Origin of the sequence: Actinosynnema mirum DSM 43827, assembly GCF_000023245.1 — a bacterium.
GTDB lineage: Bacteria > Actinomycetota > Actinomycetes > Mycobacteriales > Pseudonocardiaceae > Actinosynnema > Actinosynnema mirum.
In genome coordinates, this window is the sequence record NC_013093.1 from 3954668 (window position 1) to 3977137 (window position 22470).

The 22470-nt window shown below is 74.8% G+C and carries 23 protein-coding genes; 13 read left to right on the forward strand and 10 right to left on the reverse strand.

Features of this window, described 5'->3' with window-relative positions:
- Nucleotides 1-97 precede the first annotated feature (97 nt).
- From AMIR_RS16885 to AMIR_RS16905, 5 genes are read left to right on the forward strand one after another with little or no spacing between them, the layout of a single operon-like run.
- The gene (locus AMIR_RS16885) at nt 98-1099 is read left to right on the forward strand and encodes a LacI family DNA-binding transcriptional regulator (protein WP_015802170.1); all 1002 of its coding nucleotides are present in this window, start codon (nt 98-100) and stop codon (nt 1097-1099) included.
- Nucleotides 1096-2688, forward strand: a complete 1593-nt coding sequence (locus AMIR_RS16890; RefSeq protein WP_015802171.1) for an FAD-dependent oxidoreductase — start codon at nt 1096-1098, stop codon at nt 2686-2688. The genes AMIR_RS16885 and AMIR_RS16890 overlap by 4 nt, the downstream gene beginning before the upstream one ends.
- Nucleotides 2688-4895: a hydantoinase/oxoprolinase family protein gene (locus AMIR_RS16895; RefSeq protein WP_015802172.1), complete on the forward strand. Its 2208-nt coding sequence runs from the start codon at nt 2688-2690 to the stop codon at nt 4893-4895. The genes AMIR_RS16890 and AMIR_RS16895 overlap by 1 nt, the downstream gene beginning before the upstream one ends.
- A complete protein-coding gene (locus AMIR_RS16900; RefSeq protein ID WP_015802173.1) occupies nt 4892-5440 on the forward strand; it encodes a hypothetical protein in 549 nt (182 codons plus the stop codon). The genes AMIR_RS16895 and AMIR_RS16900 overlap by 4 nt, the downstream gene beginning before the upstream one ends.
- Nucleotides 5441-5443: 3 nt before the next feature.
- Nucleotides 5444-6715 (forward strand): transporter, encoded by a 1272-nt coding sequence (locus tag AMIR_RS16905; protein WP_015802174.1) that lies wholly within the window; start codon nt 5444-5446, stop codon nt 6713-6715.
- A 55-nt stretch (nt 6716-6770) separates the two neighbouring features.
- Here AMIR_RS16905 and AMIR_RS16910 read toward each other — a convergent pair whose 3' ends face one another.
- Both AMIR_RS16910 and AMIR_RS16915 read right to left on the reverse strand, forming a co-directional pair.
- A complete protein-coding gene (locus AMIR_RS16910) occupies nt 6771-7403 on the reverse strand; it encodes a lipase chaperone (RefSeq protein ID WP_015802175.1) in 633 nt (210 codons plus the stop codon).
- Nucleotides 7404-7890: 487 nt separating this feature from the next.
- Nucleotides 7891-8472, reverse strand: a complete 582-nt coding sequence (locus AMIR_RS16915; protein ID WP_015802176.1) for an NAD(P)H-dependent oxidoreductase — start codon at nt 8470-8472, stop codon at nt 7891-7893.
- A 97-nt stretch (nt 8473-8569) separates the two neighbouring features.
- Between AMIR_RS16915 and AMIR_RS16920 the strand changes: the two genes are divergently transcribed.
- Nucleotides 8570-9133, forward strand: a complete 564-nt coding sequence (locus AMIR_RS16920; RefSeq protein ID WP_015802177.1) for a TetR/AcrR family transcriptional regulator — start codon at nt 8570-8572, stop codon at nt 9131-9133.
- 34 nt (nt 9134-9167) lie between these two features.
- Here the strand turns inward: AMIR_RS16920 and AMIR_RS16925 are convergent, their stop codons facing one another.
- The 3 genes from AMIR_RS16925 to AMIR_RS16935 form a co-directional block, all read right to left on the reverse strand.
- Nucleotides 9168-9455 carry a hypothetical protein gene (locus tag AMIR_RS16925; protein WP_049796866.1) on the reverse strand — a complete coding sequence of 96 codons (288 nt, stop codon included), beginning with the start codon at nt 9453-9455 and terminating at the stop codon, nt 9168-9170.
- Nucleotides 9456-9509: 54 nt separating this feature from the next.
- Nucleotides 9510-10061 (reverse strand): GNAT family N-acetyltransferase, encoded by a 552-nt coding sequence (locus tag AMIR_RS16930; protein WP_015802178.1) that lies wholly within the window; start codon nt 10059-10061, stop codon nt 9510-9512.
- A 74-nt stretch (nt 10062-10135) separates the two neighbouring features.
- The gene (locus tag AMIR_RS16935) at nt 10136-10336 is read right to left on the reverse strand and encodes a hypothetical protein (protein ID WP_015802179.1); all 201 of its coding nucleotides are present in this window, start codon (nt 10334-10336) and stop codon (nt 10136-10138) included.
- Nucleotides 10337-10978: 642 nt separating this feature from the next.
- On the opposite strand from AMIR_RS16935, the gene AMIR_RS40360 reads away from it, so the two are divergent.
- The 3 genes from AMIR_RS40360 (at nt 10979) to AMIR_RS16945 (ending at nt 15205) form a co-directional block, all read left to right on the forward strand.
- A complete protein-coding gene (locus tag AMIR_RS40360; RefSeq protein ID WP_187313523.1) occupies nt 10979-11140 on the forward strand; it encodes a hypothetical protein in 162 nt (53 codons plus the stop codon).
- A 190-nt stretch (nt 11141-11330) separates the two neighbouring features.
- Entirely contained in the window at nt 11331-13883 is a 2553-nt protein-coding gene (locus tag AMIR_RS16940; RefSeq protein ID WP_015802180.1) for a bifunctional lysylphosphatidylglycerol flippase/synthetase MprF, read from the forward strand.
- Between the two features lie 17 nt (nt 13884-13900).
- Nucleotides 13901-15205, forward strand: a complete 1305-nt coding sequence (locus AMIR_RS16945) for an alpha/beta hydrolase (protein WP_015802181.1) — start codon at nt 13901-13903, stop codon at nt 15203-15205.
- Between the two features lie 44 nt (nt 15206-15249).
- Here the strand turns inward: AMIR_RS16945 and AMIR_RS16950 are convergent, their stop codons facing one another.
- Nucleotides 15250-15750, reverse strand: coding sequence for a hypothetical protein (locus AMIR_RS16950; protein WP_015802182.1), 501 nt, complete (start codon nt 15748-15750; stop codon nt 15250-15252).
- Between the two features lie 341 nt (nt 15751-16091).
- On the opposite strand from AMIR_RS16950, the gene AMIR_RS16955 reads away from it, so the two are divergent.
- A complete protein-coding gene (locus AMIR_RS16955; protein ID WP_015802183.1) occupies nt 16092-17648 on the forward strand; it encodes an amidohydrolase in 1557 nt (518 codons plus the stop codon).
- A gap of 109 nt (nt 17649-17757) precedes the next feature.
- On the opposite strand, the gene AMIR_RS16960 is transcribed toward AMIR_RS16955, so the two are convergent.
- On the reverse strand, nt 17758-18150 hold the full coding sequence (locus AMIR_RS16960) for a hypothetical protein (RefSeq protein ID WP_015802184.1): 393 nt from the start codon (nt 18148-18150) through the stop codon (nt 17758-17760).
- 260 nt (nt 18151-18410) lie between these two features.
- Between AMIR_RS16960 and AMIR_RS16965 the strand changes: the two genes are divergently transcribed.
- Entirely contained in the window at nt 18411-18764 is a 354-nt protein-coding gene (locus AMIR_RS16965; protein WP_015802185.1) for a GntR family transcriptional regulator, read from the forward strand.
- A gap of 30 nt (nt 18765-18794) precedes the next feature.
- Complete coding sequence (locus tag AMIR_RS16970; protein WP_015802186.1) at nt 18795-19541, forward strand: TetR/AcrR family transcriptional regulator; 747 nt, start codon at nt 18795-18797, stop codon at nt 19539-19541.
- Here AMIR_RS16970 and AMIR_RS16975 read toward each other — a convergent pair.
- Complete coding sequence (locus tag AMIR_RS16975) at nt 19519-19707, reverse strand: PspC domain-containing protein (RefSeq protein ID WP_015802187.1); 189 nt, start codon at nt 19705-19707, stop codon at nt 19519-19521. The two genes, AMIR_RS16970 and AMIR_RS16975, sit on opposite strands and share 23 nt — an antisense overlap.
- A gap of 355 nt (nt 19708-20062) precedes the next feature.
- Between AMIR_RS16975 and AMIR_RS16980 the strand changes: the two genes are divergently transcribed.
- Nucleotides 20063-20854: a polyprenol monophosphomannose synthase gene (locus tag AMIR_RS16980; protein WP_015802188.1), complete on the forward strand. Its 792-nt coding sequence runs from the start codon at nt 20063-20065 to the stop codon at nt 20852-20854.
- A gap of 207 nt (nt 20855-21061) precedes the next feature.
- Here the strand turns inward: AMIR_RS16980 and AMIR_RS16985 are convergent, their stop codons facing one another.
- Both AMIR_RS16985 and AMIR_RS16990 read right to left on the reverse strand, forming a co-directional pair.
- Entirely contained in the window at nt 21062-21406 is a 345-nt protein-coding gene (locus AMIR_RS16985) for an RNA polymerase-binding protein RbpA (RefSeq protein ID WP_015802189.1), read from the reverse strand.
- Between the two features lie 487 nt (nt 21407-21893).
- Nucleotides 21894-22418 carry an NUDIX hydrolase gene (locus AMIR_RS16990; RefSeq protein ID WP_015802190.1) on the reverse strand — a complete coding sequence of 175 codons (525 nt, stop codon included), beginning with the start codon at nt 22416-22418 and terminating at the stop codon, nt 21894-21896.
- Nucleotides 22419-22470 lie beyond the last annotated feature (52 nt).

Sequence of the window (22470 nt, forward strand, 5' to 3'; positions counted from 1 at the left end):
ATTCGCCGATTCACCGGCAATCCGGGGTGAATCGTTGACTTCCCGTCGATCACCGTCCAGTCTCCTGCTGATCCGCATTGGCGCGAAGGAGCTCGCAATGCCGCCCAGGCCGAGGCAAGCCGACATCGCGAAGCTCGCCGGGGTGTCCCAGGCGACCGTCTCGGTCGTCCTCGGGGGCAACCGGTCCAACCTGCGCATGGCCGAGAGCACCCGCTCGCGGGTGCTCGCCGCCGCCGAGGAGCTGGGCTACGTGCCGGACCCGGTGGCCACCCGGCTCGCCTCGCGGCGCAACAACATCCTCGGCGTCTACACCTTCACCCCGACCTTCCCCACCGACATCGCCGACTCCTACCACCCGATCCTGACCGGCGTGGAGGAGCAGGCCGCCGCCCTCGGGCAGGACCTGCTGCTGTTCACCGGCGCGGCGGGGCGCGCGCACGACAGCCGCGAGCTGCGGCGCACCCGCATCGCCGACGGGTGCCTGTTCTTCGGCAGGCACGTGCCGGTCGACGCCGTCGCGCCCCTCCTCGCGGAGGGGTTCCCGCTGGTCCACATAGGACGGCGGGACGAGCTCGAAGGCGGCATCCCGCACGTCGGCGCGGACTACGTCACCGCCTCCGCCACCGTGGTCGAGCACCTGAGGTCGTTGGGGCACACCAACATCCGGTACGTGCGCGAGCACGACGACGCCCCCTCGTCCACCGACCGCGAACGCGGCGCCTGCCTCGCGCAGGTCACCCGCACCGACGGCGGCGACCTGACCGCCGACACCGTCCGCTCCTGGATCGCGGGCGGCACCACCGCGCTCGTCGTGGAGGAGACCGACACCTGCGCCGCCTACCTCGCCGTGCGCCGCGCCATCCGCGAGGCCGGGCTCCGCGTCCCCGACGACCTGTCCCTGGCCGTGCTGGGCCGCCCGCCCGACGACGAGAGCGTCACCGGGTTCGAGGTGCCCCGGCACGAGATGGGCCGCGCCGCCGTGCGCCTGCTCGTCGACCTGGTCACCCGCGCCACCACCCCCGACTCCCCGCAGGCCAGGCGCCTGCTCGCCTGCGCGCCCGTCCTGGGCGCGAGCACCGACCGCAGGAAGGCCCCATGACCGAGATCCGCACCGAAGTCCTCGTCGTCGGCGGCGGGCTGGGCGGCGTCGCCGCCGCGCTGGCCGCCGCGTCCGCCGGGCGCGGCGTCGTGCTCACCGAGGAGACCGACTGGATCGGCGGCCAGCTCACCGCCCAGGGCGTGCCGCCCGACGAGCACCCGTGGATCGAGAGCTTCGGCGCCACCGCCTCCTACCGGCGGCTGCGCCGGGGCATCCGCGACTACTACCGCGCCCACTACCCGCTGCGCGCCGAGGCCCTGGCGCTGGACGCGCTCAACCCCGGTGCGGGCCGGGTCTCCAAGCTGTGCCACGAGCCGCGCGTCGCGCTCGCCGTCCTGGAGTCGATGCTCGCCCCGCACCGCAGCGCCGGGCGGCTGACCGTGCTGCTGGAGCACCGCCCCACCTCGGCCGAGACCAGCGGCGACCGGGTCGACGCGGTCACCCTCGCGGGTCCGGACGGGGACGTGGTGGTGCGCTTCGACCTCGTGCTCGACGCCACCGAGGGCGGGGACCTGCTGCCGATGGCGGGCGTGGAGTTCGCGGTGGGCGCGGAGTCCCGCGACGAGCACGACGAGCCGCACGCCCCCGAGGTCGCCGACCCGGCGAACCTGCAGGGCATCACCTACTGCTTCGCCCTGTCCCACCACGCGGGCCAGGACCACACGATCGACCGGCCGCAGATGTACGACTTCTGGCGCTCCTACCGGCCGGAGTTCTGGCCCGGCCCGCTGCTGGGGCTGCTCGCGCCCGACCCGCGCACCCTGGAACCGGTGCCGCGCACGTTCGTCCCCAACCCGGAGGCCGACCCGCTGGCGGTCAGCGCCGACCAGAGCGCGGACGCGGGCGACAAGGAGCTGTGGGGCTTCCGCCGCATCCTGGCGCGCGGGATGCACCGGGAGGGCGCGTTCGACTCGGACATCACGCTGGTCAACTGGCCGCTCAACGACTACTGGCTGCGGCCCGCGCTGGAGATCGACGGCGTCAGCACCGCCGAGGACGTGGCCGTGGCGCACCACGAGGCCAAGCAGCTGTCCAAGTCGGTGCTGTACTGGTTGCAGACCGAGCTGGGCTTCCCCGGCCTGAGGCTGCGCCACGACGTCATGGGCAGCCGCGACGGGCTCGCGAAGTCGGCCTACGTCCGGGAGTCGCGGCGGATCAGGGCGGTCACCACGGTCACCGAGCACGACGTGTCCCTGGCCGTCCTGGGACCGCACGGGCGCAAGGCGCACCCCGACTCGGTGGGCGTGGGCAGCTACCGCATCGACCTGCACCCGTCGACCTCCGGCGACGGGTACGTGGACGTGGCCAGCACGCCGTTCGAGATCCCGCTGGGCGCGCTGCTGCCGCAGCGGGTGGAGAACCTGCTGCCCGCGGCCAAGAACATCGGCACCACGCACATCACCAACGGCTGCTACCGGCTGCACCCGGTGGAGTGGAACGCGGGCGAGGTCGCGGGCCACCTGGCCGCGTTCGCGCTGCGCGAGGGGATCAGCCCGCGCGCGGTGCGGGAGCGGCGCTTCGACGAGTTCGCGCGGGTGCTGGACCGGGCCGGGGTCCAGCGCCACTGGCCCGACGTCAGGGGGTACTGATGAGCGAGGACAACGAGGTCCGAGCGGAAGCTGACCGGGCGGACGCGGGTCGGACCGGCGTGGACCGGACCGGCGGGGTGCGGATCGGCATCGACGTCGGCGGCACGTTCACCGACGCGGTCGCCGTCGACGCGGCCACCTTCGCCCTGCTGGGCAAGGTGAAGGTCCCCACCAGCCACGACCACCCGGACGGCGTCGCCCACGGCATCCTGCGCGCCCTGGAGGAGCTGCGCGCGGCCACCGGGGTCGACCTGGCGCGGGTGTCGTTCCTGGCGCACGGCACCACCCAGGCCACCAACGCCCTCCTGGAGGGCGACGTGGCCGTGGTCGGCATCGCCGGGATCGGCTCCGGGTTCGACGGCTGGGCCACGGCGCGGCTGAAGTCGTTGCGCAGGCTGGAACTGGCGCCCGGCCGCCCGCTGCCGATCCGCTACGCCGCCGTCACCGACCCGGCCGACCCGGTCGTGGTCAAGTCGGCGGTCGAGGCGCTGCACCGCGACGGCGCGCGGGTCGTCGTCGCCGTCGAGCCGTTCAGCGTCGACGACCCGCTGGGGGAGCGCGCCGTGGTCGCCCAGGCCCGCGAGCAGGGCCTCCCGGCGACCGCGACGCACGAGATCACCGGCCTGTACGGGCTGGCCAAGCGCGCCCGCACGGCCGTCCTCAACGCCGGGATCATGCCGCGCATGACCGAGACCGCCGACCTGGTCGACCGCAGCGTCGCCGCCGCGGGGATCACCGCGCCGCTGATGGTGATGCGCGGCGACGGCGGCGTCATGTCCGTCGCCGAGATGCGCAAGCGCCCGCTGCTCACCGCGCTGTCCGGGCCCGCGGCGGGCGTCGCGGGCGCGCTGATGGGGGAGCGGCTCAGCGAGGGCGTCTTCCTGGAGACCGGCGGCACCTCCACCGACGTCTCGGTGGTGCGCCGGGGCAAGGTGCAGGTCCGGCACGCCAGGCTCGGCGGCCGGGAGACGTACCTGCCCGCGCTGGACGTGCGCACCGTGGGCGTCGGCGGCGGCTCCATGGTCCGGGTGTCCGGCGGCGCGGTCGTGGACGTCGGGCCGCGCAGCGCGCACATCGCCGGACTGCCGTACGCCTGCTTCGCCGCACCCGGCGCGCTGGACGGGGCCGAGCCGGTGCGCCTGGCGCCCCGCGCGGGCGACCCGGCCGACTACGTGGTCCTGGAGACGCCCGGCGGCGGGAGGTTCGCGCTCACCGTCACCTGCGCGGCCAACGCGCTCGGCGTCGTCCCCGCGGACGCCTACGCGCTCGCCGACGCGGGCACCGCGCGCGCCGCCGTCGCCGTGCTGGCCGCCGACCTCGGCACGACCGTCGAGGAGGCCGCGAGAGCGGTGCTGCGCAAGGCGATCGCGCCGGTCGAGGCCGTGGTGGACCAGCTCGTGGAGACCTACCGGCTCGACCGCTCCGCGCTGACCCTCGTCGGCGGCGGCGGGGGAGCGGCGGCGATCACCCCGTTCCTCGGCGCGCAGTCCACGGCGGACTGGCGGATCGCGGCGCACAGCGAGGTGATCAGCCCGCTCGGCGCGGCCCTGGCGATGGTGCGCGAGTCGGTCGAGCGGATCGTGCCCGATCCCGGCCACACCGACGTGCTGGCCGTGCGCGCCGAGGCCGAGCGGGCCGTGATCGCGCAGGGCGCCGACCCCGCCGGGGTGGACGTGGACGTGGTGGTCGACCCGCAGCGCAACCTGATCCGCGCCGTCGCCACCGGCGCCACCGAGCTGCGCGCCAAGGACCGCGCCCAGGTCGTCGACGAGGAGGCCGTCCGGGTGGCCGTCGCCCGCAGCCTGGACGTGCCCGCCGACCGGGTCGCCCGCGTCACCGCCACCGAGCACCACGCGGTGTGGGGCGCGGACGTGCGCCGCAGGGGCCTGCTCGGCCTCGGCCGCACCACCCGGCACGTGCGGGTGGTCGACCGGGAGGGCGTGGTGCGGCTGCACGCGGCGGGCGCGCACGTCGCCGAGACCACCGTCGCCCGCGCCCCCGGCGAGCTGGCCGCCGTCGTGGACGAGCACACCTCCCACGGCGACGGCGGCTCCCGTGCGCCCGCCGTGTCGCTGCTGGTCGGCGCGAAGATCGCCGACCTGTCCGGGGTGCTGGACCGGGACCAGCTCGTCGCGCTGATCGGCGCCGAGCTGTCCGCGCGCGGCCCGGACGAGCCCGTCGTGGCGATCGTGGAGGACCGGCGGTGAGCGACGAGGACCTCGCGGTCGCGCTGCTGGCCGCCACCCCCACCCACGAGAACCGCGACCCCGCGCTGCTGCGGCGCTGGGCGCGCGTCGCCCTGGAGTTCGGCGACGAGCTGGCCGCGCGCCCGTTCCCGGTGGACGTGCGGGTGGTCGAGCGGGACGGCGGGGTGCGCGACGGCGAGGTGGTGCTGGCCGAGTACCACCGCCGCACCGGCGTCGCCACCGTCCACGCCGACGCCCTGCGCCGGGTGCGCCACGTAGCGCGGCAGCGGGGCTGGGACGTCGACCCAGGCGCCCTGCGCGCCGCCGCCGTCGCCCACGAGGTCGCCCACCACCGGCTGCACGGCCCGCTCGCCCGCGAGCTCAAGCGCCGCCTGGGGCACCACGCCCTCCGGCTCGGCCGGGTGCGCGTGCTCGGCCACGTCGTGGGCGCCGACGAGCTCGTCGCGCACCGCTACGCCCACCGGGTCAGCGGCCTGGACCGCAGCCCGCTCGCGCTGACCGCGGCACTCGCGGACAGCCTCGCCCTCGTCGCGCAAGGAGGCTGATCGATGGGGATCGCCGTGCTGGCCGTGATGGCCGTCGGGGTCGCGCTCATGCTCACCCGCGTCCTGCCCACCGCGTTCGCGCTCGGGCTGCTCGCCGTGGTGATCGCCCTGCTGTCCGGGGCATCCCTGGCGGGCGAGGAGAACAGCGTCACCGCCGTGCTGCAGAACGGGTCCGCGCTGCTGGCCACCACGATGATCGCGGTGCTGCTCGGCTCGTGGCTGGGCACGCTGATGTCCGAGACCGGCATCGCGGCCACGCTCGTGCGCAAGATCGTCGAGTTCGGCGGCGAGCGGCCCGCCGTGGTGGCGCTCGGGGTGTACGCGGTGGCGGTGCTGTGCGGGTCGATCACCGGCTCCGCGCCCGCCGCGATGCTCGCGGGCGTGGTCGGCATCCCGGCGATGATCGCCGTGGGCGTGCCGCCGGTGGTGGCGGGCGGCACGGTCCTGATGGGGCTGGCGACCGGGCTGCCGGTGGAGCTGATCGGCTGGCAGTTCCTGTCCGACGCGGTGGACCTGCCGCTGGAGCAGGTGCGGGCGTTCCAGCTGAGGGTGTTCCCGATCGCGCTGGTGGTCGGGGTCGCCTACGTGCTGGTGGAGGTGCGGAGGAGGGGCGCGCGGCACGCGTGGGCGGTGCGGGCGGCCACGGCCAGGCGGGCTCGGCGCGGTGACGCGCCCTGGTACGCGCTGATCGCGCCGCTGCTGCCGATCGTGCTGGCGCTCGGCCTCGAGCTGCCGATCGTCCCGTCGCTGCTGGCGGGCGTGGTCTTCGCGCTGCTGACCACGACCCGGCCGGGAAGGCTGGGGGAGACGGCGATGCGCTCGCTGTACCGCGCGTTCGACGTGGCCGCGCCGCCGCTGGTGCTGTTCGTCGCGATCGGGATGCTGCTGTCGGCGGTGCGCCTGCCGGGCGCGGTGGCGGCCCTCGACCCGGTGGTGTCCGCGATCAGCCCGTCGGGACCGGTGCTGTTCGTGCTGGTGTTCGCCCTGCTGGTGCCGCTGTGCCTGTACCGGGGTCCGCTGAACGTGTACGGCCTCGGCGCGGGCGTCGCCGGGGTGCTGGCCGGGGGAGGGGTGTACCCGGTTCCGGCTGTGCTGGGGCTGATGTCGTCGTACGGGCAGGTGCTGTGCGTGTCGGACCCGACGAGCACGCAGACGGTGTGGAGCGCGCAGTACGCGGGCGTGCGGCCGGAGAAGGTGATGGCGTCGACGCTGCCGTACACGTGGGTGATGGCGGTGGGGGTGCTGACGTTGACGTCGGTGCTGTTCCTGACCTGAGCGGGGGTGCCCCCGGCGCGCGCGTGGGTCGTGCCGGGGGCGGATCGCCGGCGGGTCAGGCGGGCAGCTCGGTGATGTTGTCCAGCACCGAGCGCATGACGGTCTCCAGCTGCGGCAGCATCGTCGCGGACTGGGGGGCGGTGGAGATCAGGGTCACCAGCGCCATGTCCGGGCCGACGGGCTTGCCCGAGGCCAGGGTCAGCTTCGAGCCATCGGTGTGCGAGTAGCCGCCGGTGCCCAGGCCGCTGACCGGGGTGGCGTTGAGGTCGGGGTTCTTCACGGGGAAGGCGTCCAGCAGGACCTTCTCCGCGCCCGCGCCGCCCTTGCCGAAGTCGACGATGACGACCAGGACGCCCTTGACCGTGACCGGCAGGGAGTAGCCGCCGGTGTAGGTCTTGGCGCCCATCTCGTTGGCGGTGGTGGCCTCGTCCGTGCAGTACACGCTCGGCGCCTGGTTCATGCCCACCTGGTAGGCGGTGACGACCAGCTCCTTGGGCAGCACCCCGCACGCGGTGAAGCCGGCGGGGACGGCGGAGCTGCTCGTCGTGGCGGCGGTGGTGGTCGTGGTGGTGGCGCTCGTGGCCGTGGACGACGCGGGCTGGGCCGCGGTGGAGCCGTCCGCGCCGCCGCAGCCCGCGGTCATCAGGGCCACGGCCGTGACGGTCGCGGCGAACTTCTTGGTGAACACTGCTCAAGCCCCCAGGGCTGTGGAGAAAGGTGGTTCCCGGAACGGGGAAAACGGTGCCCAGTATGTAGGGGGTCCTTCGTGGGAGCGGCAGCGGGTAAGCGTTTTCCTGTTTTCCCGGAGCCGTCCTCGGTGCGGAGGGGCGTGCCGGGTGTGGCTTGGAATAAGTTGGAATCACATACCACGATGGCTTCAGTGGTGAATGAAATAAAACCGGGCGGTCGGCAGTCCTCCCACGTGTCGAGGTGGCGCTCGCGCACCCGCTCGTCGGCCTCCCGGATGTCCGTCATCCCGACAGGGCGAACTCCGGTGCGCAGGCACCGCGATCGAGCCGGCCCGCGCCCGTCCGGTGGCGGGGGTGGCGCCGAGGTCGGGCTTGCGGGTGTTGACGTTGTCCGGGAGGGCCTTCTCCGCGCCCGCGCCGCCCTTGCCGAAGTCGACGACGCCGATCACGACCACCGTGCCGCTGATCGTGATCGGCCTGGGCCGCTCACACGAGCGCCGCCGACGTCAGGTCCGCCACCAGCGCGTCGACGGCCCCCGTGACCGTCGCGGCGTCGGGGTTGTCCGCTTCGTGCAGGAAGCGGGACGAGGTCACGCGGGTGCCGGAGTACTCGAAGATCCCGTGGTCGATCGCCACGCGCATCGACTCGTCGTAGCCGTGCCGTTCGTACATGTCCGCGTCGGCGCCCGCCAGCGCCACCAGGTGCACCCCGCGCCCGACCAGCGCCGTGCCGCCCTTGCCGTAGGCCCAGCCGTTGGTGAAGACGCGGTCGACCCAGCCCTTGAGCAGCGCGGGGAACGCCCACCAGTAGACCGGGAAGACCAGGACGAGGTGGTCGGCGCGCTCGACGCGCTCCTGCTCGCGCCTGACGTCGGCCGGGGCGTCGGCCGCGGTGCGCGTGGTCTTCAGGTCGGCGGCGGTGAACGTCGGGTGGAAGCCCTCGGCGGTCAGGTCGGCCACCTCGGCGGTGTGGCCGGGGGTCGCCGCGACCAGGTCGGCGACACGGCGGGCGGTGGAGCCGGTGAGCGAGTCGGGCTCGGGGTGGGCGAAGACGACCAGGGTGTGCACGGGGTCCTCCGAGGGGCGCCGATAACTTACGATTCGTAACTTACGATAGGTAAGTTAACCTGAGCCCATGGCGAACGCGGAAGGGCCACGGCGGCGGATGTCGCATGACGCTCGTCACTCCCAGCTCCTGGACGAGGCCCGGCTGCTCATCCGGGAGGAGGGCTGCGACGCCCTGACCCTGGCCCGCGTCGCGGACCGCGCGGGCGTGGCGAAACCGCTGGTGTACCAGCACTTCGGCACGCGCGCCGCCGTGCTCGTCGAGCTCTACCGGCGGTTCGAGGAGCGGCAGCTCGCCGTGCTCCGCGAGCTCCTGGGCTCGGCCGGGGGCGGCCTGCGCTCGGTCGCCGAGCAGATCGCGGACGCGTGCGTGGGCTGCGCGGTCACCGAGGGGGAGGAGCTGCCGGGGGTCATCAGCGCCCTGGAGGGCTCACCGGAGCTGCGGCGGGTCAGGCAGGAGGCGGACCGGCGCTTCGGCGACGCGTGCCTGGAGGCCCTGCTCCCGCACGCCCGCGCGGACGGCCTCCCCGCCGCCGCCATGCCCGCGATCCTCGGCGCCATGAGCGGGGTCTCGCGCAGCCTCATCGCGGGGGAGTGCACGCCGGACGAGGGGCGCGAGGCGCTCCGGGAGGTCATCGCGGCCCTCGTGCCGAGTGGCGGCTGAGGGCGGCCGACCCGCGTGGGGCCGGCCGCCGCGCTCACCCGACCAGTCGGCAGCCCCTGACCGCCGACTGGTCGGTCACGTACGACGAGTGCGCGAAGGCCCACTGCGTGGCGTTCCCGGTGTGCGACACGTACGCCCGGAACCAGCGGTTGCCGCGGTAGTCGCCGGTCGCCCAGGCGCCGTCCTTCCAGCAATCCACCTGCGCGTCCTGGTAGCCGGAGCCGTAGTCGGCCACCCACCCCAGGAACGTGCCGTCCAGGCGGACGTCACCGCGGGCCCGCGGCTCCGGACCGGACCCGCACGACGGCCTGCGCCGTGACATCGCCCTCGGGCGCCGCGCTCGCGGTCGGGGCGCCGAGCAACCGGGTGATCGTCTTCATCGTCCCGCGTCCGCCGTGACGCGGGAGTAGACGAGCACGTCGGTGCGACGACCGCCGAAGGTGAGGAAGCTGCGCAACCTCCCCTCCAGGAGGTAGCCGCACAGCTCCAGCACCCGTTGCGAGGCGTGGTTGTCGGGATCGACCCATGCCTCGACGCGCGCGAACCCGCCCGCGCCCAGGCCCCACGCGGTCAGCAGCGCGATCGCGCGCGGGGCGACGCCCTGACGGCGGGCGGCGGGGACGACCCAGTAGCCGATGCCCGCGACGCCCCGCTGCGGGCGCGTCATCAGGTTGATGTGACCGACGGCCTCGTCGGTGTCCAGGCAGGCGATCGCCAGCGAGATCCCCTGCCCGGAGGTGAGCCGGGCGTGCTGGCGGGCGAGGTAGGCGCGGCCCTCCTCCTCGGTGTAGCGCGCGGGCACGGTGGTGCCCAGCGGGATCGTGGGGTCCTGGGAGGCCTGCTCGACGCACCGCAGGTCCCCGTCGTGCCACGGGCGCACGCGGACGACGCCGTCGTCGAGCGGGGGAGGGTAGGCCAGGGTGGTCATGATCGGCCATTGCAGCACAGCCCGGCGTGACGCTCAGCCGGATTTCCGTCCCGAGGCTGGTCCGGGTGGCGGTCTCACGGCGGCGCCTCGTCCCGGCACTCACCCGACAGGTCGACCAGGTGCTCGTCGTCGCACAGCAACCGCCGGTAGGTGCTGTCGTGCACGGTCGCCTTCACGCTGGTGCCCCACTCCTCCAGGGTTCCGTCGCAGCCGACGGCCAGGGTGCACCCGCCGGCGAGCAGTTCGCCGTCGGGCGGAGCGCCTGCCAGTGGCATGGCGCGCTCCGCTGCGTCGGTTGGGCCACGCGGAGGCGCGGCTCACCAGTCGTAGCGCGGTGCGGGCAAGTGGAGTACGCACAAATGCCGTTCGTAGGGCGGAATAGTGTGGAATCACGATGCGCGATTACTTCAGTGCAAGCTGAAAAACTTGCGGGGGGGGGGCGACCGCGACCACCCTGCCCGGATGCGCCCGTTCTCCCGCCGGTGGGTGTTCGACCTGGTGGACCCCCGTGACCACGTCCGCGCACGCGTCCTGGCGCGTCACCGCGAGCTGGTAGCGCGCTGCGAGGCCGCGCTGCTCGACTGCAACGCCGCCTGGAGGTCTTCCTACCGGGCGAACGAGGGGGAGCAGGAGGCCGCCGAGGCGGTTGCGAGGCGTTGCTGGGCCAGCTACCGCGCAGCGCGGGGGAGGACCGTCCACGGGCTGGTCGACGCGTTCTGCGCGGCGCCCGACGACGCCGCCCACGCCGAGCTGTGGCCGTTCGCCGTGCTGTTCCTGCGGTGGGAGAACCGCTGTCCCGACGAGTGGGGCGCGCCCGCGTCCGGCCAGTGGTCGGCCTGGACGACGAAGGGGCACCTGCTGCACGACCTCGCGCGGCGCGGCGTGCCCAGGGGAGGGGAGGGGAGGGGGTCGAGCTGGTGGTGGCCGCGCTGGAGCGGCCCTACCGGTGCAAGGACTGGATGTTCGCGCGCGTGGCGCGGTGGGTCGACGGGCCCGAGCTGCCCGCCTCCAGAGGAGCGTGGGCCCGCTGGCGCGCGCCCGACCCCGCGGCGACCTCCACGACCACCCACGCGGAATAAGTTGGAATCACGAGTCACGATGATTTCAGTGTCGAACGAAACCAAATCACCCACCCGTGGACACCACCCCGGTAACCACCGGTAAACACCCAGCCTGGACAACCGCCCCGAACAGGGCTTTCACCGGCCCCCGCGCTGCCCGCCCCGCCCCCGTTGATCAGACTGGACCCGGTCGACGGGAGGTCGGGGCATGGCCGGGGACGCGGACACCGCCGTGGCGCAGCAGGGGGACACCGGCGGACCGCCCGGCGCGGTGCGCGCGTGGACGGCGCGCGCCCTCCGGGCGATGGCGGGCGCACCCGTCACCGCCTCGCTCGTCGCCGTCCTCTGGACGCTCGCCGCCGTCACCGGCTCCCTTCACGCCGGCCCCTCCCCGCAGCTGCGCGACCTCGTCGCCGCGGGCGTCCGCCCGCTCGCCGAGGGCCGCTGGTGGACCCCGCTCACCTCCGCCCTCTGGGCGCACGGCTGGGTCGCCTACGCCGTGTCCACCCTGGTCGCCCTCGCCGTGCTGCCCGTCGTCGAGCGCCGCCTCGGCTCGCCGCGCACCGCCGCCCTGCTGGTCGGCGTCCAGGTCGTCGGCGTCCTGGTCGGCGTGGGGCTGCTCGCGGTCGCGCCGGGGGAGTGGGCGCACGACCTGGCGGGCGCCACCTCCATCGGGCCCATCGGCGCCGTCCTGGGCGCCGCGCTCGCCGGCTCCGCCGAGCTCGGCCCCCGCTGGCGCCGCCGCCTGCGCCTGCTGCTGGTCACCGCCCTGGTGATGATGACCCTCTACGCGGGCCTGCTCGTGGACTTCCTGCGCCTGTCGGTCGGCCTCACCGGCCTGGCCGCCGTGCTGCTCGCCCGCCGCCGCCCGCGCCCCGCCCCGCACCCGCCGTCGGCCGCCGAGGCCCGCGCGCTGGTCGCCCTGGTGGTCGCCGTCGCCGCCGTGGGACCGGTCGTGGCCGTGCTCGCCCGCACCCCCATCGGCCCGCTGTCGGTGCTGCACGACCTGTTCATCCCCACCCCGCTCGACGCCGCCGACGTGCAGGCGCTGTGCGCCGCACCCGCCGACGGCGTTCTCACCGACGCCGCCGACGCCGTCCAGTGCAAGCAGATGCAGGCCGCCCTGCGGCTGTCCGGCGCGGGCCCCGCGGTGCTCTCCCTCATCCCCGTCCTGCTGCTCCTGGTCGCCGCAGAGGGCCTGCGCCGGGGCCGCCGCGCCGCCTGGTGGACGGCGCTGGCGCTGCACGGGGTGTTCGCCGTGCTCGGCCTGGAGCTGGTGACGCTGCTGGTGGAGGTGCCGGAGGAGGAGCGGGTCTACTTCGCGGGCCTGCCCGGCGCGCAGTCGCTGGTGGCGATGCTGCTGCCGCTGGCCCTGCCGACCCTGGTGTTCCTGCTGGTGGCCTCGGCCCGCTCGCGCTTCCCGGTCCGCCACCCCGACGCGAACCGCGCCGCCGCCACGATCGGGCTCGCGCTGCTGGGCGCGGTCGGCGTCTGGTTGCTGGGCGGGTGGCTGGCCCGCTCCGGGTTCGACCGGGCCACCGGGTTCGGCGACCTGCTCACCGAGCTGCCGCACCGGTTCGTCCCACCCGGCTACCTGGTGGAGACCCCGCCCGCGTTCCTGCCCTCCGACGTGCCCACGACGGTGCTGTTCGAGTGGACCGGCCCGGCGTTCTGGCTGGTCACGGCCGCGGTGCTGCTGCGGTTGTTCACCAGGGCGCCGTCCGCCGCGCTCGCCGACGAGCGCGAGCGCGTGGAGGAGCTGCTGCGCGCCGACCCGCGCTCGGACCTGGCGCGCATGGTGCTGTGGGAGGGCCACCGCTACTGGTTCACCCCGGACGGGGGCACCGCGCTGGCCTACCGGGTGATCGGGTCGGTGGCGCTGACCACCGGCGGCCCGTTCGGCGCGCCGGGCACGGACGTGGCGGCGGTGGCCGGGTTCACCGCGTTCTGCCGCGACAACGGCTGGATCCCGTGCCTGTACACGGTGACCGAGCCGGTCCGGGCCGCCTGCGCCGACCAGGGCTACTCCACCGTGCAGGTGGCGGAGGAGACGGTGCTGGACCTGCCGGGGCTGGCGTTCACCGGCAAGGCGTGGCAGGACGTGCGCACCGCGCTCAACCAGGCGGCCAAGAAGGGCATCACCGCCGAGTGGCACACCCTTGCGGAGCTGCCGCTGGGCATGGCCGACCAGGTGAAGGCGATCGCGGAGGAGTGGATCGCCGACAAGGGGATGCCGGAGATGGGCTTCACCCTGGGCGGGCTCGCCGAGCTGGCGGAGCCGGGGACGCGGCTGCTGCTGGCGGTGGACGCGGACCGGACCGTGCACGGGGTGACGAGCTGGCTTCCGGTGTACCGGGACGGGGTGGTGGTGGGCTGGACGCTGGACTTCATGCGGCGGCGCACCGACGGGTTCCGGGGCGTGGTGGAGTTCCTGATCGCCTCGGCCGCCCAGTCCTGCCGGGACGAGGGGGCGCTGCTGCTGAGCCTGTCCGGCGCGCCGCTGGCCCGCCGCGACCGGGGCGGGGAGCCGACGCGGTTGCAGCGGCTGCTGGACCACCTGGCGTCCACGCTGGAGCCGGTGTACGGGTTCCGGTCGCTGCTGGCGTTCAAGGCGAAGTTCCAGCCCGACTACCGGCCGCTGCACATGGCCTACCCGGAGGGGGCGGCGCTGCCCGCGATCGGGCGGGCGCTGATGCGGGCCTACCTGCCGCAGGTGTCGGCGCGGCAGATCGCGGCGCTGACCCGCAAGCTGCTGGACTGAGCCGGGGGAGGGGCGCGGTGCTGGACTGGTCGCTGCTGCCGGGCGCGCGCCTGGCGGTCGCCGTGGTGGTGGCGGGCGCGGTGGCGCTGGTGGCGCTGCTGCTCGGGCGGGCGCGCCGCTGGTGGTCGCGGCGGGTGCCGCTGGCGGTGGGGGTGGCGCTGGCGCTGACCGGGGTGGCGTGGGCGGTGGTGACCCTGTCGCGGCTGACCGCGTACCCGCTGCCGCCGGTGGTGTGGGGGTCGGTGCTGGCGGGGTCGCTGGCGCTGGCGCTGGCCGGGGTGCGGTTGGCGGCGCGGCCGTGGCGGTGGCGGCGGCTGGTGGCGCTGCCGCTGGCGCTGGTGGTGCTGCTGGGGGCCGGTCAGGCGGTGAACGCGCACTTCGGGCAGTACCCGACGCCGCGCTCGGCGCTGGGGCTGCCCAGGGCGGACGAGGTGGACCTGGCGGAGGTGCCGCCGGTGGACGACGGGGTCGTGCCCGCGCCGGAGGGGGCGAGCGTGGCCTCGGCGTGGACGCCGCCCGCCGACCTGCCGAAGCAGGGCGTGGTGGCGCAGGTGACGATCCCCGGCACGGTGTCGGGGCTGGCGGCGCGGCCGGGGTGGGTGTGGCTGCCGCCCGCGTACCTGGTGGTCCCCAGGCCGCTGCTGCCGGTGCTGGTGCTGGTCAACGGGCAGCCGGGGGCGCCGGGGGACTGGCTGGCGGGCGGGCGGTTGGCGGAGCGGATGAACGCCTACGCCGCCGAGCACGCGGGGCTCGCGCCGGTGGTGGTGGTGCCGGACGACCTGGGCGGCTCGTCGGTGGGCAACCCGATGTGCCTGGACTCGGCGCTGGGGAACGCGCGGACGTACCTGGTGCGGGACGTGCCGGACTGGATCACCTCGACGCTGCGGGTGGACCCGGACCCGGCGGCGTGGGCGTTCGGCGGGTTCTCGCACGGGGGCACGTGCGCGGTGCAGATGGCGGTGACGGCCACGGACCGGTACCCGACGTTCCTGTCGATCTCGGGGGAGGACGAGCCCCGGCGCGGGACGCGGCAGCAGACGGTGGCGGACGCGTTCGGCGGGGACGAGGCGGCGTTCCGGGCGGTCAACCCGCGCGACGTCCTGGCGGGGGCCAGGTTCCCGCAGGTGGCGGGGCGGTTCGTGGTGGGGGAGGGGGACCGGGACTTCCGGGCGCAGGGGGAGCGGATGTTCGCGGCGGCGCGGGACGCGGGGATGGACGTGGAGCTGGTGGTGCTGCCCGGCCAGCACGGGTGGGAGGTGTGGGGGCCGGGGCTCACCCGCTGGTTGCCGTGGCTGGGGGACCGGCTGCGGTTGACGCGGTGAGGTCGACGCGGTGAGCGGTGGTCCGGTGGGGGCCGGGGGAGTGCTCAGCGGCTCAGCGACTGGAGCTGCCAGTGCTGGGCGTCGCTGTCGGCGTCGGCGGTCAGCGACAGCGGTCGGGTGGCGCCTGAGGGCGTGGCGACGGTCAGCACCAGGCGTGGGCTGGTGCCGGGCACGGTGATGACCGAGTAGCCGCCGTTGACCGTGGTCACCTCCTCGACGAACCACTCGTAGGGCTGGGCGCCGAGGGTGACGCCGCTGCCGCCGTCGAAGCCGAGGTAGTCCTCGCCGAGGACGTCGTAGATGGTCCAGCGGTCCTCGCTGACGAGGGAGAAGAGCCAGAACTGCTCGCCCTCGCCGGTGGAGGTGCTGGCGACGGGGACGGTGCTGCCGGGCAGGCCCGCGGTGAGCAGCAGGGTGCTGTCGCCGATCCTGCTCTCGACCAGGTAGACGCCGTTGGGCTGGGCGATCGCGGCGGGGGCGGCAGGGCCCGCGGCCAGCGCGAGGCCCGCGCAGCAGGCCACGAGGGCGCGAACGAGTTTCCTCATGCGGCAAGGCTGACCGGAGCGGGGTCCCCGGGCGCGCTGGGTCGCCCGATCGTGGTGGGGGTTTATTCCAATTTATTCCTTCAGTGTGGAACGAAACAAAGCCGTCGCTAGCAGAAACCCAGGACCAGAACAGCAAGGAAGCTCCCGCCAAGATCCACAACGGCTGCCGCGCCCGGCGCGTCGCGCCCTCGTCCCCGGTGGTCCTCGGCACCGGGCGGCGCGTCGTCCCGGCGGCCGGTGCGCCGCCCGGTGCGGCGCAGGTCACGCCGCCCGGAGCGGGGCGGCGCCCAGGTCGCACCTGCCGTGCGCGCGCCGTCCGCGCAGGGGCAGACTCACCAGGCGTGACTACCACCCTTCTCACCGGCGGCCGGTTCTACTCGCCGACCGCCCCGGACGCCACCGCCATGGCCGTCACCGACGGCGTCGTGGTGTGGCTCGGCCAGGACGCGGCAGGCCGCGCGCTGCACCCCGACGCCGAGGTGGTCGAGCTGGACGGCGCGTTCGTCGCCCCCGCGTTCGTGGACGCCCACGTGCACGCCACCTCCGCGGGCCTCCAGCTCACCGGCCTCGACCTGACCGGCTGCGGTTCGGCCGCCGAGCTGCTGGACCGGGTCCGCCGCGCCGACGGCGCCCTGCTGTGGGGCCACGGCTGGGACGAGACCCGCTGGAGCGACCAGCGCCCGCCCACCCGCGCCGAGCTGGACGAGGCCGCGGGCGGGCGACCGGTGTACCTGTCCCGCGTGGACGTGCACTCCGCGCTGGCCACCTCCGCCCTGATCGCGCTCGCGCCGGGCGCCGAGGACGCCGAGGGCTTCTCCCCGGACGGCCCGCTCACCCGCGCCGCCCACCACCACGCGCGCGGCGCGGCCCGCGACGCCATCCCGGCCGGGCAGCGCCGGGACGCGCAGGCGGCGTTCCTGCGGCACGCGGCGTCGCTGGGCATCGCGGCCGTGCACGAGTGCGCGGGCCCGGACATCTCCAGCCGGGACGACCTGGCCGACCTGCTCGCGGTCGAGGACGGGCCGCAGGTGTTCGCCTACTGGGGGGCGCTCAAGCCGGTGGGGCTGCCGGTGAGCGGCCTGGCGGGCGACCTGTTCGTGGACGGCGCGCTCGGCTCGCGCACCGCCGCGCTGCACGCCCCGTACGCGGACGCGCCGGACACCACCGGGGCGCTGTACCTGGACGCCGACGCGGTGGCCGCGCACCTGGTGGCGTGCACCCGCGAGGGGCTGCAGGGCGGGTTCCACGTGATCGGCGACGCGGCGGTGGCGGCGGTCGTGGAGGGCTTCGAGCGGGCGGCGGCCGAGGTCGGGGTCCCGGCGCTGGCGGCGCGCAGGCACCGGCTGGAGCACCTGGAGATGGTGACCGCCGAGCAGGCCGCGAAGCTCGCCTCGTGGGGCGTGGTGGCGTCGGTGCAGCCGGTGTTCGACGCCGAGTGGGGCGGCGCGGAGGGCATGTACGCGACGCGGCTGGGCGTTGCGCGGGCGGCGGGGCTGAACCCGTTCTCGGTGCTGGCGTCGGCCGGGGTGATCCTGGCCTTCGGGTCGGACGCGCCGGTGACGCCGGTGGGGCCGTGGGCGGCGGTGCGCGCGGCGGTGCACCACCGCACGGCCGGGTCGGGGATCTCGCCGAGGGCGGCGTTCAACGCGCACACCAGGGGCGGCTGGCGGGCGGCCGGGGTGGACGACGGCATCACCGGCACCCTGCAGCCGGGCGCGCCCGCGACGTACGCGGTGTGGGAGGCGGGGGAGCTGTCGGTGACGGCGCCGGACAACCGCGTGCAGCGCTGGTCCCTGGACCCGCGCTCGCGGGTGCCCGCGCTGCCGGACCTGGACGGGCCCGCGCCGACGTGCCTGCGCACGGTGCTGCGGGGGCGGACGATCTACGAGCGGGGCTGAGCTCGCCGCTCGCGCGCCCGCCCCGGTGGGGACGGGCGTGCGAGCGCGCAACAACATCGACGACAGGTCGGACCTCTGCACCAAGAGCCGCCGTCCCGGCGGTCCCGGCTCAGTCGGCCGGGGTGGGCACGACGAGCGTGCCGCGCGCCCGCGCCACCACCAGCGGCGGCTCCAGCACGTCGGCGGCGGTCGGGCCGCGCAGCGGGGCGGCCCGGCACACCACGCGCGCCTCGAACTCGACCTCCCGCGCCCGGTTGCCGATCCGCACCAGGGTCGCGTCGGCCTCCACCACGTCACCGACCTGGACCGGGGCGGGCAGCTCCACCGAGGTGTAGCCGTCGAAGAGGCCCTCGTCGCCGTCGGAGCGGATCAGCAGCTCGGCCGCGACCTCGCCGAACAGGGACAGCGGGAAAGCCGGGTCCACCAGACCGCCGCCGCGCCGGGCGTGCGAGTGCGGCACGTAGCGGCGGTGGGTGACGGAGAACCCCTCGTACAGGCTCACGCGGCGACTTCCTCCTCCTGGCGCGCCCCCGACCACCCCGTCGTGGTCCGGGTGGACGCGCTGTCGTCCCCGAACTCCCCCGAGCGGGGCAGGGCGAAACCCCATCCGTGCGGGCCGGGGTGATCCGGGCGGGTCGCGCCCCGTCCCGACGTCCGGCCGGCGTCCGGTCCACCGCCGGGACGGGCCCCCGCCGCCGTCCCGGACGCGGGCTTCGGCGTGCGGGGTGACGTGGAACCCGGACGTTCTGCCAGTATCGACCGGTGATCAGTCTCGACCCGGTCTCCCCCGTGCCGCCCTACGAGCAGGTGCGCTCCCAGTTCGCCCGCCAGATCGCCGAGCGCGAGCTGGCGGTGGGAACCCGGCTGCCGACGGTGCGCGCCCTGGCCGCCGAGCTGGGCATAGCGGTCAACACCGTGGCCCGCGCCTACCGGGAGCTGGAGGAGGCCGGGCTGATCGAGACCAGGGGGCGGGCGGGCACGGTGGTCAGCGCGGCGGGGGAGCGCAGCCGGGAGCTGGTGCTGGGGGCGGCCCGGTCGTTCGCGGCCACCGCGCGCGAGCAGGGGCTGACCGCGCAGGAGGCGCTGGAGATCGTCAGGGCGGCGCTGGCCGACTGATCCGGCCGACCGGTTTGGCAGACTGGCCCGGTGAGCAACGAGCACGACCCGGCGCGGGTGCTGGCGCTGCTGTGGCGCACCGACACGCGGCCCACCCGGCGCGGCGGGCCCGGTGTGGACCGGATCGTGGCGGCGGCGGTGGCGCTGGCCGACGAGGACGGGCTGGCGGCGCTGTCGATGCGGCGGGTGGCCGAGGCGCTGGGCGTGGGCACGATGTCGCTGTACACGCACGTGCCGGGCAAGGCCGAGCTGGTGGAGGCGATGGTCGACGCGGTGAGCGCGTCCACGCCGCGCGAGCCGGCGACCGGCGGGTGGCGCGAGCGGCTGGAGGCGGTGGCGCGGGACAACCGGGCGCTGCTGCTGCGGCACCCGTGGCTGCTGGACGCGCCGCTGCACCGGGCGGTGCTGGGGCCGGGGGCGATCGGCAAGTACGAGCACGAGCTGGGCGCGGTGGACGGCATCGGCCTGGACGAGGTCGAGATGGACGCCGTGCTGACCCTGGTGCTGGGGCACGTGCGGGCGACCGCGCGCGCGGCGGTGGACGCGGAGCGCGCGCGGACCGGGTCCGGCATGGGGGACGAGCAGTGGTGGGCCAAGGCGGGCCCGGCGCTGGCTGCGGTGCTGGACGAGGAGCGCTACCCGCTGGCGGCGCGGGTGGGCGCCGCGGCCAGCGCCGCCCACCGGGCCCCGCACGACGCCGAGCACGCGTTCGCCTTCGGGCTGCGGCGGGTGCTCGACGGCGTGGCCGCGCTGGTCAGTAGCCGCGCGAGGGCATGATGATCCAGAGCGCGAGGTAGAGGATGAACTGGGGGCCGGGCAGCAGGCAGGAGAGCACGAACAGCAACCTGACGGTGTTCGGCTTCCAGCCGTAGCGCTGGGCCAGGCCCGCGCACACCCCGGCGATCACTTTCTGCTCACGCGGCCTGCTCAACGTCGTCGTCATGCCTTCACCTTCTCCTCGGTCGGGTGGTCACCGCATCGGTGACAACCCCGATTTCTGAACTCAGGGTTCCCGATCTTTTCCCGGCTTACGCCTACCACTGCGCCGAACGGGTGGTGACGTGCGCGTACAGTGCTGCCGGGCGGGGCCGCGGGTGGGGTGCGGCGCGCCGATCCCGCTGGTGGCGGGGGCCGTCACCGGGGGAGGGACTAGGCTTGCCCCTCGGCCTGGAGAGTGGCCCGAGTGGGGGATGCCCGCACCGGGCCCGGTGGGCCTGGGCGCGAGCCCGGCACTGAACGTGATCGGACGACGGAAAGCGTCCGGCGCCCGAGAGCGGGCGTCGGCGAGGAGGAGACGGATGTCGGACCAGCAGGCGCAGCCTGACCGCGAGCTCGGGCCGGTGCTGGTGGTGATCCCGACCTACAACGAGCGGGACAACATCGGGAAGATCGTGAAGCGGCTGCACGCCGCCCTGCCGGACGTGCACGCCCTCGTGGTCGACGACGGCAGCCCGGACGGCACGGGCGAGATCGCCGACGCGATGGCCGCCGCCGACGAGCGGGTGCACGTGCTGCACCGCACCGAGAAGGCCGGTCTGGGCGCCGCGTACGTGGCCGGGTTCGGGTGGGGTCTTGACCGGGGCTACGCCGTGCTGGTGGAGATGGACGCCGACGGGTCGCACGCGCCGGAGGACCTGCCCCGGATGCTGGCCGCGCTGCCGGACGCCGACCTGGTGATCGGGTCGCGGTACACGCCCGGTGGGGCGGTGGTGAACTGGCCGAGGAAGCGCGAGTTCTTCTCGCGGGGTGCCAACCTGTACGCGCAGCTGGCGCTGGGCGCGCGGATCAAGGACATCACGGCCGGGTTCCGGGCGTACCGGGCAGAGGTGCTGCGGAACCTGAAGCTGCACAACGTGGCGTCGGCGGGGTACTGCTTCCAGATCGACCTGGCGTGGCGGACCGTGGAGCGCGGGTACCGGGTGGTGGAGGTGCCGATCACCTTCACGGACCGGGAGATCGGGCAGTCGAAGATGAGCGGCGACGTGGTGCGCGAGGCGCTGGTGCGGGTCACCAAGTGGGGGCTGCGGCGGCGGTTCACGCAGCTGCGGGACCTGTTCGCGCCGAAGCCGAAGGCGGGGGCGAACCGCTAGCGGGGACGACCGCGGACGCCGTCCGGGCCGGGGGAGCGTCCCGGCGCGGGCGGCGTCGGCGTTCTTCGGGGGACGTCGCGCGCGGGGTGTCCGTGCGCCACGGGGACCCTGCCGGGGCAACCACCTGCGCCGCGTCCGCCCCCGAGCGCGCGAAGGGCCCCACCGCTCGGCGGTGGGGCCCTCGTGTCGCGTCGTCCCGGTCCCGGATCAGGCGGTGCGGGTGCGCCTGCCCTTCAGCTCCTCCAGCCGCTCGTCGAGCAGCTCCTCCAGCTCGGGGATCGAGCGGCGCTCCAGCAGCATGTCCCAGTGGGTGCGCGGGGGCTTGACCTTCTTGGCCTCGGGCTCGTTCCCGTCGATGATCTTGGATTCCTGGCCGTGCAGGCGGCACTCCCAGGTGTGGGGGATCTCGGCGTCGTCGGAGAAGGGGACCTCGAAGTCGTGATCCTTGGGGCAGGCGTACCGCACCGACCGGCGGGGGGCGAGGTCGTGATTGCGGTCGGTCTCGTAGCTGACTGCTCCGAGCCGGCTACCCCGTAGAACGCGGTCGGCCATTGCGGTGTCCTTTCGCTCGGCTCAGGGCCGGGGCCCAGGCTGGTGCTCACCGAGTGCAACGACCGGACTGCTCCGTTCGTTCCCGGTATGGATTTCTGGTCGCCCACAGTGACGTCTTTCACCAGTCAACGAAGGCTCCCACCTAGAGGAGGTCCGCGCGACGGGATCGTGACGCGCCATCAGGCTCTTGGGCTACAGCGTCACACTGACGGAGTAGCTGAAGCGTCTGATCGTGCTCCAGTCACCGTGTTACGACCACGTTGTGCGACATTACACCGGATTTAACCCACCAGTAGCCAACTCTGACAGCAAGTTGATTACAGATGGTTATCTGCTTGTCGCCCGGAGGCGACGTCGCCCGTCGCGAGTGGACGGTCACTGCGGGGTAGCTCGCCCGTGTTGGGCTCACCCGTTCGGACGGCCACTAAACGTAGTCCTAGTCACATGATCGACACGAAGTCCTCAGTGCCGATTGAGACCCCCGTCCTCACCCGCCACCCCCGTCACCAGCGACGACACCGCCCGGATCGGACTCACCGGGCACCTCGGCGCCCGGCAGGCGGGCCAGCAGGCCGCGCTGCGCCGTCACCACCAGTCGGGCGGCCTCGACCAGGTCAAACCAGCCGACCCGGTCGACTTCCGGGAACGCCCTGAGCTGCCCGGACCCCCTCGGCCACTCCAGCTCGAAGGTTCCCGGAGTCACCGTGTCGGGGTCGAGATCCCCACGAAGGGCCCACGCCACGACGGTCTTCCCGCCCGACTGGCGCACCGTCCCGAGCGGCTCCAGCGGCCCCTCCGGCACCGGCACCCCCAGCTCCTCGGCGAACTCCCTGCGCGCGGCGTCCTCCGGCTCCTCGCCGTCCTCCACCTCGCCCTTGGGGATCGACCAGGCCCCCGCGTCCTTGCGCGCCCAGAACGGACCGCCCATGTGCCCGAGCAGCACCTCGGTCCGCCCGCCCGCGCCTGTCCGGTGCAGCAGGATGCCCGCGCTGAGCCGCGCCGTCGTGGTCACGGCCCGACAGTGTGCCGCACTCGGGGCCCGCTCCGCACCGAATGTTGCCAAG